10 protein-coding genes, 1 tRNA gene and 3 pseudogenes are annotated in these 13,756 nt (G+C 59.2%); 13 read left to right on the top strand and 1 reads right to left on the bottom strand.

Features of this window, described 5'->3' with window-relative positions:
• Positions 1 to 109: 109 nt before the first annotated feature.
• The 13 genes and pseudogenes from NBH21_RS26265 to NBH21_RS15440 form a co-directional block, all read left to right on the top strand.
• A pseudogene (locus NBH21_RS26265) lies at positions 110 to 286 on the top strand (recombinase family protein); the annotation flags it as partial.
• A 6-nt stretch (positions 287 to 292) separates the two neighbouring features.
• A complete protein-coding gene (locus NBH21_RS15485; RefSeq protein ID WP_250913832.1) occupies positions 293 to 1,207 on the top strand; it encodes a hypothetical protein in 915 nt (304 codons plus the stop codon).
• Between the two features lie 223 nt (positions 1,208 to 1,430).
• On the top strand, positions 1,431 to 4,820 hold the full coding sequence (locus NBH21_RS15480) for a TM0106 family RecB-like putative nuclease (protein ID WP_250913833.1): 3,390 nt from the start codon (positions 1,431 to 1,433) through the stop codon (positions 4,818 to 4,820).
• 286 nt (positions 4,821 to 5,106) lie between these two features.
• The gene (locus NBH21_RS26260; protein WP_425314495.1) at positions 5,107 to 5,304 is read left to right on the top strand and encodes a hypothetical protein; all 198 of its coding nucleotides are present in this window, start codon (positions 5,107 to 5,109) and stop codon (positions 5,302 to 5,304) included.
• A 186-nt stretch (positions 5,305 to 5,490) separates the two neighbouring features.
• Positions 5,491 to 6,237: pseudogene (locus tag NBH21_RS15475) on the top strand (transglutaminase-like domain-containing protein); the annotation flags it as partial.
• Positions 6,209 to 6,418: pseudogene (locus tag NBH21_RS26255) on the top strand (hypothetical protein); the annotation flags it as partial. The pseudogenes NBH21_RS15475 and NBH21_RS26255, both read left to right, overlap by 29 nt.
• Before the next feature lie 202 nt (positions 6,419 to 6,620).
• Entirely contained in the window at positions 6,621 to 6,872 is a 252-nt protein-coding gene (locus NBH21_RS15470) for a hypothetical protein (protein ID WP_250913834.1), read from the top strand.
• On the top strand, positions 6,869 to 7,156 hold the full coding sequence (locus NBH21_RS15465; protein ID WP_250913835.1) for a DUF1488 family protein: 288 nt from the start codon (positions 6,869 to 6,871) through the stop codon (positions 7,154 to 7,156). The genes NBH21_RS15470 and NBH21_RS15465 overlap by 4 nt, the downstream gene beginning before the upstream one ends.
• Positions 7,157 to 7,817: 661 nt before the next feature.
• Positions 7,818 to 8,081 carry a hypothetical protein gene (locus NBH21_RS15460; protein WP_244714268.1) on the top strand — a complete coding sequence of 88 codons (264 nt, stop codon included), beginning with the start codon at positions 7,818 to 7,820 and terminating at the stop codon, positions 8,079 to 8,081.
• 93 nt (positions 8,082 to 8,174) lie between these two features.
• The gene (locus tag NBH21_RS15455; protein WP_244714271.1) at positions 8,175 to 8,378 is read left to right on the top strand and encodes a hypothetical protein; all 204 of its coding nucleotides are present in this window, start codon (positions 8,175 to 8,177) and stop codon (positions 8,376 to 8,378) included.
• Positions 8,379 to 8,439: 61 nt separating this feature from the next.
• Positions 8,440 to 10,719 (top strand): glycosyltransferase family 4 protein, encoded by a 2,280-nt coding sequence (locus NBH21_RS15450; protein ID WP_250913836.1) that lies wholly within the window; start codon positions 8,440 to 8,442, stop codon positions 10,717 to 10,719.
• Positions 10,716 to 12,071, top strand: a complete 1,356-nt coding sequence (locus tag NBH21_RS15445; protein ID WP_250913837.1) for a glycoside hydrolase family 130 protein — start codon at positions 10,716 to 10,718, stop codon at positions 12,069 to 12,071. Before NBH21_RS15450 ends, NBH21_RS15445 begins: the two co-directional genes overlap by 4 nt.
• A 40-nt stretch (positions 12,072 to 12,111) precedes the next feature.
• Complete coding sequence (locus tag NBH21_RS15440) at positions 12,112 to 13,266, top strand: AGE family epimerase/isomerase (RefSeq protein WP_250913838.1); 1,155 nt, start codon at positions 12,112 to 12,114, stop codon at positions 13,264 to 13,266.
• Positions 13,267 to 13,678: 412 nt separating this feature from the next.
• Here NBH21_RS15440 and NBH21_RS15435 read toward each other — a convergent pair.
• Positions 13,679 to 13,754 (bottom strand) — tRNA-Phe (locus tag NBH21_RS15435).
• Positions 13,755 to 13,756 lie beyond the last annotated feature (2 nt).

The following is a 13,756-nucleotide window of genomic DNA, read 5'->3' as shown; positions in this document are numbered from 1 at the left end:
TAACCTGAACCGCCCGCACACGAGCCTCAACGGCTTGACCCCTTACGAGTTTGCAACCCGGTCCACACACGACCAGAACATGAACAGAGCTAACTTATAAACGCGGACAATCCGGGGAGCAGGTCACCGGCCAAACCGCAAGCTCGCCAAAGAACTGTTCGGGCGGGGCCAGCTGCATCACCTGCTCTCCAACCCAGTCTATGTCGGCAAGGTCAGGCACAAGGAGGCCATCTACGATGGCGAACATCCGGCGATCATCGACGCGTCCGTCTTCGCGGAGGTGCAGGCGCTATTGAAGCGGCTCGCCCCGAACCGACGCGCCTCCGGCAATGCCCGCGAGCGACATCTGATCCTCGGCCTCCTCCATGATGAGACCCATCGCCCCTTCGTCGTCAGCTACGCCCAGAACCATGGACGACGTTATCGCTACTACGTCAGCAATCACAGATCCGCAGCATCGGGAGCTGAAGGTCGATCCAGAGCCTCACCCTGGCGCCTGCCCGCCGATACGATCGAGCCAATCGTCGAAGACCTCTTCCGCGCGATCCTCAGCGATCGAACCCGCCTTGCCACCTGGGCCGGGCAGCATGACGCCCTGCCCCATCTCGCCGCCGTCCTTGAGAATGCCAAAGCGCTGACCACCCGCTTCACCGCCCTTGATGATCTCGCAGCAAAGTCAGCGATCCTCCGCCATATCATCCGTCGCATCATCATGGGCCAAGGCCAGATTACCATCGAGATCATGCCAGGGCGCTTGGTTCAGATGCTTATGAACCCGGTGGAGACGGCGCCTCAGTTGCAGGAAGAGAGCAAGGCGGCCACGTCGTTCGCAGACGTTGGCATCGAACCCATAACCTTACCCCTGACCATCAAGCGGCGCGGGGTCGAAAGCCGCATCGTGCTTGATGGTGTCCACCAGCAAAAGGCTGCACCCGATCAGGATCTCATCGCACTCATCGGTAAAGCACACCTCTACCTCCAGCTCCTCACCGATGGCTCAGGCACAAACATTGCAGACCTCTGCCGCATCTATGGGCTCAGCAACTCAGACATCAGCCGCATCCTACCTATGGCCTTCCTCTCGCCGAAGATCACCGAGGCGATCCTCACCGGCATGCAGCCGGCTGATCTGACGGTGGCGAAGCTCACGCGGATGCTCGAACTGCCGGTGGAGTGGCAGGCGCAGCAGGAGATATTGAGTATGTGAGGATGGGAATAGAACTTCTGCGTTGCGCCCCCATTCCTGTCAACCACAATGGCGATGGCCATTCCCATAACCGGCCCTCTCCCTAGCCAGCTCTTGAATTGGAGGCGGCCTGCCGCCGATGGCTAGCACCGGTGTACTGGGTATCAGTTCTCGGAGCCTAAAAATGTCCAGCGCTCCGAAACAAGCAATAGCGCGTGTAAACCACTTGAGTTAAAACTATTTGATGCAGCGTCGCAACGACTCACTCCTGCTCAGCGCGTCCGACTTGGTCGGGCACCTGAACTGCCGCCATCTGTCTGGCCTGGACATCGAAGTCGCGCGCGGCACACTTTCCAAACCCGCCTTTTGGGACCCGCTATTGCAGATCCTCTGGGAGCGCGGCGCACGCCACGAACAGGGCTATGTCGAGCACCTGAAGGCGCAGGGGTTCGACATCACCGTTATTGACGGCGTAGGGGTTGACGACGATGCTGTCGCGCATACGCGCACGGCGATGATTGAAGGCCACTCCATCATCGTGCAGGGTGCGTTTCGTCTTAACGCCTGGGTCGGCCGCACCGACATTCTTCGCCGTATCGAGACGCCAAGCGATCTCGGCGGATGGTCATATGAAGTCATCGACACCAAGCTTGCCCGCGAGACCAAGGGCGGCACCGTCCTGCAACTCTGCCTTTATGCCGACCTCGTGGCCTCGGTGCAGGGCCTAAAACCTGCATATTCTTATGTCGTCGCCCCTTGGTCCGACTACGAGCCGCAGATCTTCCGGATGGACGACTATGCGGCCTATTACCGGCGGGTAAGGGACGCGCTCGCGATCGACGAGCACAACGGGCCGGAGATCTATCCCGACCCGAAAACGCATTGCGAGATCTGCCGCTGGCAGGATCGTTGCGATCAGCGGCGGCGCGCCGACGATCATCTCTCCCTGGTCGCCGGTATCAGCAAAGTCCAGATTGACGAACTCAAGCGCCAGGGCATCGAGACCGCCGCCAACCTTGCGGTCATGCCCTTACCGCTTGCCTGGAAGCCCACGCGGGGGGCCGCCTATTCCTATGAGCGCGTCCGCGAACAGGCGCGCATCCAGGTGGAAGGCCGCGCGGCCAGCGCCATGCTCCACGAATTGCTGCCGGTGGTGCCGGGGTTTGGGCTTGCAAGCCTGCCGGCCCCGTCCTCCGGCGATATCTTCTTCGACCTCGAAGGTGATCCCTTCGCAGGTGAAGGCGGGCTCGAATATCTGTTCGGCTACAGCTTCGCCGACGCGGATGGCACCGCCAGCTACACCTCCGACTGGGCTTTTTCCCGCGAGGACGAGAAGGCGAATTTCGAGCGCTTCATTGACTTCGTCATGGCGCGTCTCGGACAGCACCCCGATCTGCACATCTACCACTTCGCACCCTACGAGCCGGCGGCGCTCAAGCGGCTGATGGGCCGCTATGCGAGCCGCGAGGAAGAGATCGACTTCCTGCTGCGCTCCAAGCGTTTTGTCGATCTGTACGGCGTTGTCCGGAACGCCTTGCGGGCGAGCGTCGAGAGCTATTCCATCAAAAAGCTCGAACCGCTGTACGGGTTCACGCGCGACACGAAGCTGTCGGACGCAAACATGGCGCTCGCTAAGGTGCAGGCCTGCCTGGAGCTTGGCGATCTCGAATTCATCGATGATGCCGACCGCACGGTGGTCGCCGGCTATAACAGGGACGACTGCGTTTCGACCTGGCAATTGCGCGACTGGCTTGAGACCCGCCGTGATGAACTGGTCGGAGCGGGCACGGATGTGCCGCGCCCGGAGGCACAGGAAGGCGCGCCGAGTGAGAAGCTCAGCGAGTGGCAGGAGAAAATCAATGCGCTCATCGACCAGCTAACCGGCGACGTGCCGCCCGATCCGGCCGACCGGACACCGGAGCAGCACGCGCGCTGGCTGCTTGCCCATTCGCTTGACTGGCACCGGCGGGAGCAGAAGGCGCTGTGGTGGGAGTATTTCCGGCTATCGGATCTTGCGTCGGAGGACCTGCTCGAAGAGCGGGCGGGCCTGTCCGGCCTTTCCTTCATCGGCGCAACTGGCGGCACCGCCAAGGCGCCGATCCACCGCTACAGCTTCCCGCCACAGGAGACGGAACTGCGCGGCGGCGAAAGCCTGCGGAACATGGGCGGCGCCCATTTCGGCACGGTCGAGGAGATGTCACTGGACGAACGCTGGGTCGACATCAAAAAGCGGGGCGACACAGCCGATGTTCACAGCGAGGCCGTTTTCGCTCACAAGGTAATTGATGCCGATGTGCTTGCGAAGGCGCTTGTTCGCGTCGGTGAACATGTCGCCGCGAACGGCATGGAGGGCGATGGCCGATACAGAGCGGCCCGCGATCTTCTCATGCGGATGCCGCCGCGGATCGGCGGGCAGTCGATCCGGCAGGACGGCGAGCCCACGCTCGATGCCGCGCTGCGTATCGCACCGCATTTACAGACGGGCGTGTTTCCCATTCAAGGGCCACCCGGTGCCGGCAAGACCCACACTGGCGCCCGCATGATCTGCGCCCTCGTTCAGGCTGGAAAGACCGTCGGCGTGACCGCCAACAGCCACAAGGTGATACGGAATCTCCTGGATGCCGTGGTGACGGCGGCGGACGCGATGGGCGTAGATGTCCAGTGTATGCAGAAACCTGCCGAGAAAGAGGACGACATCCACCGTTTGCGCTTCACGACCAAAGCACCAGAACTGCTCGGTGCCATAGGCCACGGCGTTCACGTCGGCGGTGGCACCGCGTGGCTCTGGGCGTCACCCGATGCCGCCGAAGCCGTCGATGTACTCTTTATCGACGAAGCGGCGCAGATGGCGCTTGCCAATGTGCTGGCCGTCTCTCAGGCGGCATCGACCATCGTGCTCCTCGGGGATCCGCAACAGCTTGACCAGCCCATGCAGGGCAGTCATCCGGAAGGCACCGACGTTTCATCGCTCCATCACATCCTCGGGGGTGATCAGACCATTGCTGACGACCGCGGGCTGTTTCTGGCCGAGACGTGGCGGCTTCACCCGGACATCTGCGCCTATACCTCTGAGCTGTTCTACGGCGGCCGTCTTCACCCACGGCCAGGTCTGGAAGTGCAGGAGATAAGGTCGGGCGGCCGTGTCAGCGGTGCGGGCCTGCGTTACGTACCCGTGCCGACCAAAGGCAATCAGAGTTCGTCGCCTGAGGAGGCTGACTGCGTCCGTGACTTGGTGGATGAGATCCTTGGTGCGGGGACGACATGGATCGACAAGCACGGGGTCGAAGCGCCTGTTACGCTCAACGAAATCCTCATCATCGCGCCATACAATGCTCAAGTCATCGAGTTGCAGGACCGGATCCCCGGCGGCCGCATCGGCACGGTCGACAAATTCCAAGGTCAGGAAGCGCCGATCGTCATCTACTCAATGACGACCTCAAGCTATGCGGACGCGCCGCGCGGCATGGAGTTTCTCTACAGCCTCAACCGGCTCAACGTGGCCACCTCCCGAGCCAAATGCATCTGCGTGCTTGTCGCCTCGCCCTCCGTCTTCGAAGCGCAGTGCCGGACGCCGCGGCAGATGCAGCTTGCGAACGCCTTTTGCCGGTACCTAGAGCGAGCAAGCGTGGTCTGAGCGGCGCGGGTGCCCTGGCTTTGGGCTGACGTCAACATAGCAGGAGAGCGGCAATAATTTCCGCTTTCGGACCTGAAGTTCACGTTCCCGCAGTCGCCGTGCGAGTGGCCGCTTCGCGCCTTCATTTGGGTCGTTCAAGTCTCGCTGTGGGGTCCTCGAAAGCCGTGGGTCAGCTTATTCGTCGGCTGATAAGAAATATTGGGTTTTAACTGCCTTCGCGCTACTGCTTGCTCCCGGACTTGCTGGCCGTCAACGCGCGCCTTAACCGCGGAGGAAAGCCGTTGTCATGTCGAAGGCTCACCAGCGCGTGATCTCTGTATCGACGGTGCACAACGACGTTCATCTGACCCGTGGCGTCGACGAGATCCAGATCTCGGCCTCGCTGAAGGAGCTTCGTGACGGCCTGGCGAGGCCCCATCCTCGATCGCCGACCGATCGACTTCAATGTGCACGCGACCTAAAGTGCCATCCCGTCTTAGAGTGACGTGAAAGTCGGCAGACCCCGTATCGGGATTGGGGCCCAGCGGTGCCATGGGCGACAGGTAACGGCCAGCCGTCCCGCAAGGTGTGACAGGTTATGCACCGATGGAGGCGTCAGCCGGAAGGCCATAGAGCCTCAGCCGTTGCATTGAACAGAGTCTGGAAAAGCCAGGACAGAGAGGCAGCTTCGATGAAGATACGTGCCGGGTTTCAAATCGCCTATGATTGTCAGAATGACACGCCTATGCTGCTGGTCCTCAAGGTTCACCCATCGAGGGAACGGGATCTCTGCAGCGAGCAGGCGCTTGTGTTTAACCGCGTGAGCTCGCAGAGGGACTATCTTGACGTTTTCGGCAACGCCTGTACGCGCATCGTTGCGACGCCCGGCACGACCACGATATCGGCTCAGTTCGAAGTAAGCGACCGCGGCGTGCCGAAGCTCTTGCCCGGGCAGGCAGTGCAACTCCCAATTCAGGACTTGCCCGATGATGTGTTGGTTTTCCTGCTTGGCAGTCGCTATTGCGACACCGATCGTCTGACCGATTTTGCCTGGAAACAGTTTTCCGCGACACCTCTCGGCTGGCCGCGGGGCAAGGCCGTCCTCGATTTCGTTCATGGCCACCTCGCCTTCGACTACGACCGGGCCGACCCGATGCGCACGGCCCATGGCGGCTTCATGGACCGGACGGGCGTGTGCCGCGATTTAGCGCATCTGACCATCATGCTCTGCCGATGCCTCAACATTTCCGCCCGCTATTGCACCGGTTATCTTGGTGATATCGGTGTGCCAAAGGATCCGCATCCGATGGATTTCAGTGCCTGGTGCGAGGTCTACCTCGGCGGTCGCTGGTGGACCGTCGATGCCCGCCACAATGTGTCGCGCATCGGACGTATTCTGATGGCGAGGGGGCGCGAGACTGCCGGACTATGTCGTTCTGATTTCGACAGTAGGCGGGATATCACTCTTTGGCCTGAGTGGCTTTGTCATTGGCCCTATGATTGCGGCGCTCTTCATTTCCGCGTGGTCCCTGTTCACCAAACAACAAGATCAGCGGGCGGAAATTCGAGCCCAGCCGATGGATTCGAGAAAAAAGGCTGGAGAGGAGTTTTCGGAATAAATTACGGTGCCCGCGCTGACAGTCGTAGGGCATGGCAGGTCTCATAAACCTGTAAATTCACCAGCGTCGCATCTTTGCGCTGCTTGTGCGTCCCTATTGCAATTTGTGATTTGTGCACTACTTTGACATCAATGGCAGCCACTTTACGGGCACTGTCATTTTACGGGCGGCACGCACCCGAGCCCCAGCAAAGGAGGACGATATGTCTTCCGACGGCAATCCGCTTCTGCTTGGCATCACAGATATCGGCATCATCACAGACGTTCTTCGCTACACTGGGTTTCAATACCAGGAGCCGATGTGTGAACTCGACCGCAAGGCGGCCAGGTACGCGCTTGAACTTTATCAGAATGGAACGAGGAAGCCAGATGCGCTGATCGCCGCGGTCAGCACGTGGGCAGAATGTGTCTCTGAGGGTCGTGATCAAACGACCGCCATGGGGATTGGCGTATGAGCCTCTCCTTTGCGAATAGGACACGGACCTACGACGAGCGCCGCAGTGTCATCCGGTTTGTCGGCCACGATGGATTGAAGCAGATCGTCTTCCTGCTGTCCGTGGGGCTTTTTGATCAGGACAGCTCTGCCTTGAGGCTGCGGGAGCAAGGCTATCTGATGGCCTTCGATCAGTGCCGCAGCCGAATCCTGGAGATCGCGCGCGCTCTGTATCAGAAGAACAACCGGTCGATGATCGAAATGGATACGAACGCTGTCGGCTCTTCACTGCGGTTCGCGAGCTGACTGGTTGCCGATCACAGTTTCAGCGTAATCCAGACGAGGAGATGACCATGACACTCGAAGTCCTTGTTTCCGTCAGCGCGGTGGAGGCCCATGAACGTCCTGAAGGACGTTTGTTCGCTCTGCCATGGTAGGCGGGCTCTCGTCACGCGACGCTGAGGCGAAAGCAGAGCAGCGGACCTTACGATCTCTGCTCAAACGTTCAGACTATGCGACTTCTGATCTTGAGGCCCAGGAGGGCCCTGATCGCGCACGTGAGCATCGGATAATTGAACAGATTAACGACGGCATGATCATGGCCGATGGATACCCCGCTTCCAAGCGACAGCTTGTCCTTGCAGGGCGCGCTGCGCTTTCTCGCTGGGAAAATGAGGGCGGGAGTTCTTCCCCTCCCGGAACCGCTGAAAACCAGGTGCTTGAGGGGAGCGACGATGGCGAAGGGCGATGACATCCTGGTCCTGGCCGATGTCAGGTCGAGATTGACTGCGGCACGACCGACACACCTGACAATAGTTGAGATTAAACCCATCGGTCCAGGCAAGACGTGCACAGTGCTCATGTTCACGAGCCGGACCATGATGACTTCGGCAAGCAAGCCGTAACACTCATCGGCTCTTGTGATGCCCCCAAGATCGCAACGTCACCAAAGGGATTGGAACATCAGATGTTCACGCGAACGAAAAAGAGAACAGTACATTTCAATGCACCCTTCACGCTGACAGGTCTTCAGGGCGTGTACCCAGCGGGTCACTACGATGTTTTGGACGACGAGGAGCAGATCACCGGGCTCTCCTGGCTCGCCTATCGGCGCGTTTCCACCATGATCGAGGTAGCGTCAGGCAACAAGAAGAGCTTGATTGATATTGACCCGTCGGAACTCGATGCCGCCCTGGAGAAGGACAAACTGCTTGCAGTCTCGGAACAGTGATTGGGAATCGATCGTCGACCCGTCAGGCCTGTAGTCCCCGCCACGTCGAGTTAACCCTCCAAGTCGAGCTAGCCCTCTAAAAGGAGAAACGGCATGCCTTCTCATCGTTTTACCATCGGCCAGATAGTCCGCCTCGTTACGACGAAGGGGCTGTCGCCGATGGTCGCCGTTACCTACACAGTCGCGGCTCCGATGCCCGCCTATCAGAACAGCCCGCAATACCGTCTCTGGAATGCTGAACTTCACCAGGGGCGTGTCGCCCTTGAGCGGGAACTTGAAGCGGTAGAACCCCAATGATTTTGATGTCTTGACCGTTTACGGCAACTAGCTTGCCATTGTGCCCTGAAGGGGAACATCCATGAACAAGCCAACGCGTATCGCTTTCATAGGGAATTCTCCCCCGCGACAGTGTGGCATCGCCACCTTCACGAGTGATCTGTCGCACGCCATGGCCGAAAGCGCCACCCGTGTCAGGACCAGCATTATTGCCATCACGGACGAGGAGCAGAGTTATGCCTATCCGCCCGACGTGATCTTCGAGATTAGGGAGTCCGAGCCTGAAGATTATGTGACCGCGGCGAGGATCCTGAACGAAGAACGGTTCGACGCTGTATCACTACAGCACGAATTCGGTATCTTCGGTGGATCCGACGGTGAATTCATCCTGAAACTCCTGTCGCATCTGCGGGTGCCAGTCGTTACAACCTGCCATACGATCCTTGCGGATCCGACCCCTTCACAACACCGCGTGCTGAAAAAGGTCGCCGCACACTCCAATCGCATTGTCGTTATGGCGGAGCGCGGACGTCTATTGCTCACGCAAGTCTATGGGGTTGCGCCAGAGAAGATAGACGTCATCGCGCACGGCATACCTGATCGCCCCTTTCATGACCCGGAGTTCGCCAAAGTCGAACGGGGTTACGTGGGACGTCCGATCATCCTGACATTTGGCCTGCTCTCGCCGAACAAGGGCATCGAGGTGGTGATTGATGCCATGCCCGCGATCCTGGAGCAGAACCCTCAAGCGCTCTATATCGTGCTTGGGGCCACCCATCCGACATTATTACGCAAACAGGGCGACACCTATCGAGACAGCCTGCGTCACCGCGCGGAAAATCTCGGGGTCGACCACGCCGTGGAATTCCTCAATCATTTTGTTGACCTGCCGACACTGCTCGACTTTATCGCCATGTGCGACGTCTATGTGACGCCTTATCTCGACGAAGCGCAGATGACGTCTGGAACGCTGGCCTACAGCTTCGGCATGGGCAGCGCAGTCGTGTCGACCCCCTACTGGCATGCCCTAGAACTTCTGACGGATGCACGCGGCGTTCTCGTTCCTTTTGGCGACGCATCGGCGACTGGCAAGGCGATTGCCGCTTTGCTCGGCGACGATGACCGTCGAATGGCCATGCGCCACCTCGCATACGATGCGGGACGCTCGATGATCTGGTCCCATGTGGCCGAACTCTATCTGGAGAGCATGGCAAAGGCGCGCGAATCCTCCCGGCCGAAACTCGTCAGTGACCTCGTCTCCTTGCGGATCAAGCAGCCGGCGCAGCGAACGGCGTTGAAGCTTGGTCATTTCCACGCCATGTGTGACGATACCGGCATTGTTCAACATGCCGTCTTTTCTGTGCCCGACAGGTCCCACGGTTACTGCGTGGACGACAATGCGCGGGCGCTGCTTCTATCTTCTCTGCTGTCGAAAGCTGCCGAGATTGGAATTACCGATCGGACGACGGCGTCATTTGCGGCCTTTGTCGAGCATGCGTGGAATCCGGAGACAGGTCGTTTCCGCAACTTCATGAGCTTTGATCGCCGCTGGCTCGAGGACGAGGGGTCCGAAGACAGCCACGGAAGGACGCTCTGGGCCTTGGGCGGCTGTGCGCTGTCCGATAGCGATGCGCCTCGCCGCCGCTGGGCCAGCGCGCTCTTTGCGAAAGCCATGTCCGTTACGCTCGGCTTTCGCTCTCCCCGAGCCTGGGCTTTCACGTTACTCGGGTTGAACGACTACTGCAGGGCCAATCCCCACGATCCCCACGCACGTATGCTGCGCGTTCGGCACGCCGAAAATCTGATGGATCTGGAACGGCGTGTGTCGAAGAGCGGGCGCCGCTGGTTCGAGGAAGGACTGTCCTACGAAAACGCGCGACTTAGCCAGGCTTTGATTGTCACGGGCCTGTCTACCAAAGTGTCTGCGTTTGTCGAAACGGGATTAGCTACCCTTCAATGGTTGATGGTCCAGCAGACTGCAGACGCAGGTCACTTTCGCGCCATTGGCACTGAGGGCTTCTTCGAAATCGGCGAGCCCCCGAAGCCATTCGATCAGCAGCCGGTGGAGGCCACGGCAACGATATCGGCATGCCTTGCCGCTTATGAAGCCACCTCCGACAAGCATTGGATCGAGGTTGCCAACAGAACCTTCAATTGGTTCACGGGCAGCAACGATCATGGGATCTCCCTTGTCGATCCGGAAACGGGAAGTTGCCGTGACGGCCTACACGCAGACCGCCCCAACGAGAATCGCGGCGCTGAATCCGTGCTCTGTTATCTGATCTCCTCAATCGAGATCGGGAGAGTTCATCAGGCACATACGCCCATGCTTCCCGGGGTCGTTTTCCGGCAACTCTCATGAGCCGGATCACCCCTCATCCAGACAGAGCAGGATCCCTTTTGCCCCAAGACAGCCTTCTGAACCGGCAGGCTCTTTATCTCAGGCCCGACCCGACACGCGTGATCGTGCGCCCATTCAAGCCATCAACCGAGCCGCGCCACCTCAACCCACGTGACAAGAGCAGAGCGAACGAGATTGTCGACCGTGTTCTGTCGCTGGACCCGATAGCCACGGACCAACAGTTGCGCGACATCCTGGCCAATTTCGACGGACGGCATCGCAACCTGCTGCGGCAGTTCGAACTGCGGGCGGATGCGATGGAAGATGCATTCCACCATCACCAGCGATTCAGCCAGCAACAGAGGCAGTTGGTGGGGGCCTATTTCATGAACGAGTATTCGTTCGAATCCGCAGCCCTCTTCAATCCCAGTATCGTTGCACATCCAGACCAGTCTGGCGTCGTCGAGGGTAGCAGGCGGGTGATCCTTAGTCTCAGGGCAGTCGGGGAGGGCCACATCTCCTCGCTAACCTTCCGCTCGGGTGTGCTTGATCCGAATGGTGCTTTGGCCGTCGATCCTCCGACACGGTTGGCGGGGCTGCCTGACATTCATGCCCATGACGGACTCGCGCCGGCCGGGTGTATCGGGCTCAGCTTCAACCGTGATAGCGACCTCAGTGAGCGCGTTGTCTTCCCGGTCACCGAGGCCCAATCCAACGGCATCGAGGATGCCCGTTTCGTGGCCTTCGAGGACGAAGGAAAGACCATTTATTTTGCAACCTATACGGCTTATAGCGGCTCCTCAATCCGCTCGGAACTCCTTGAGACGACAGACTTCGCCAGCTTTACGCTGACCCCTTTGCGAGGACCTGCTGCCCGCAACAAAGGCATGGCGCTCTTTCCTCGGCGGATCAACGGTCGCTACGCGATGATTGCCCGGCAAGACAGCGAAAACCTCTTCCTCCTCTATTCTGATGACCTGCATTACTGGGAGGAAGGGCAGATGCTGATGAAGCCGGAATTTGCCTGGCAGTTCGTACAAATTGGAAACTGCGGCTCGCCAGTCGAAATCGACGAGGGCTGGCTCCTGTTCACCCACGGGGTGGGGCCTATGCGACGCTACGCGATCGGGGTGACCTTGCTCGACAAGCAGGACCCAAGCATCATTCTCTCGCGGACAGTCGAACCCCTGCTGCAGCCGGAGCCGACGGAGCGGGAAGGCTATGTGCCCAATGTTGTCTATTCTTGCGGTGCAATGCGACACGGCGATCTGATCGCCCTGCCTTATGCTGTGTCGGATTCTTATTCCAACTTCACGACAATTAAGATCCGTGGGCTTCTGGAGACGATGCGTCCCGTCGCGACGAGTTCATGACGATGAACCGTATTGGAACGCGACCGAGAGGAGACCCGTTGTGAGCCTGTCGCTTTTCAAATCAAGGTTCCTTGAAGACATTTTGCCGACTTGGGCCGCACTGGGCTTCGACAAGCACTGCGGGCAATTCGTCGAATATCTGGCGCTCGACGGATCGCCCCAGAGTTCGGGTGAGGTCCGTAGCCGAACTGTGGCACGACAGATCTATGTGCATGCGCATGCGGCCCATCTCGGCGTCGCACCACCCGCTTCACTTCAAATGGCTGAGGCGGCCTTTGCCAATCTGCACCGCGTCGCTTGGATTGGCGGCAGGCGTGGCGGTTACGCTAGAGCCTTCAACCGCCATACCGACAGCATCACTGACCCCATCCGAGACCTCTATGACAGTTCCTGTATCCTGCTTGCCCTCTCCTGGCTGCTGACAGCCACAGGCAAGGACATGTACCGTCATCACATCGATCAGGCACTCATCGCAATCGACCGGACATTGAAGGATCCTTTCGGCGGGTGGGCCGAAGACAGCGACGGAAGCCTGCCGCGCAGGCAGAACCCGCACATGCACTACCTCGAAGCGACCCTGGCCCTTTGCGAAAATAACCGAACATCCGCTCACATGAGGGCGGAAGGTAGGGCCTTCGCACTCCTGCGCTCGCATTTCCTGGTCGGACCAAAAGGGCCGCTTCACGAGTTCTTCGGGCCGCAATGGGAACTCGCCGCCCGATACGGATCGGATCGGCTGGAACCCGGTCACATGTGCGAATGGGTGTGGCTGACGACACGTCATGACATGCTGGCCGACAGCGACCACACCAAGATCTGCCTTGACCTGTTCTCGACCGCTCTAGCGATCGGGCGCATCGAGGGTTCGCCCTTCCTTGTCGATGTCGTTTCGGCGGTTAGGCCCATTACCCCGTCGCGGCGGCTCTGGCCTCAGGTGGAGATGCTGAAGGCCTTCTTGTCACTCTACGAGCGTTTCGGTTTTCGAGGATATCTTGTCGAGGCAAACGACGTGGCTGCTGCCATTCTGGGGGCCTACATGACCGGAGCGCCTCCCGGTTGCTGGCATGACCGCCTCGACACGAATGACATGCCGATTGCCCGCACAATCCCTGCAAGCTCACTCTATCACCTCTGGACTGCCGTTGCGGACCTGGTCGAAGATGGCAGGCAGGCACGCCCGCTCCCGGTCTGCTAGTCACACATGCATGACTTCTGGGAGACAGGGAATCAGTCTGTCTTGATTTAGAGTTCGAGATTGAAGGCGGACTGTCTATTTGCGGCCCCAATTCAGTCGTTCATTCAACTAGAAAGATGGCCGATGACCTCGGATAACTGCATCGACATGGATTTGAACCATCGACATGCGAATTAGAAGCATGGGCTCTGGGCTGTGCCCCCGAGCAGGTAGACCTAGAAACTGAAGCCAGGGAATCGAAAACTTTTGACTGCTGGACCAGTCCTTCTGAGACAACCGCATAAAGCCACCAGACAAAGCCCCGGATCTTAGACTAACTGCAGTTGCTTTAGCGAGGCAACGGGTGCTAAGTCGCTGAAAAAGCTACACTATTATTGACTGAGATAACTGAGGCAAATACTACCCAAAGCAGTGGTGCCCGGAGGCGGATTTGAACCACCGACACGCGGATTTTCAATCCGCTGCTCTACCAACTGAGCTATCCGGGCAT

Origin of the sequence: Ciceribacter sichuanensis, assembly GCF_024055605.1 — a bacterium.
Taxonomy (GTDB): domain Bacteria; phylum Pseudomonadota; class Alphaproteobacteria; order Rhizobiales; family Rhizobiaceae; genus Allorhizobium; species Allorhizobium sichuanense.
This window is presented reverse-complemented; position numbering and strand designations above follow the sequence as displayed.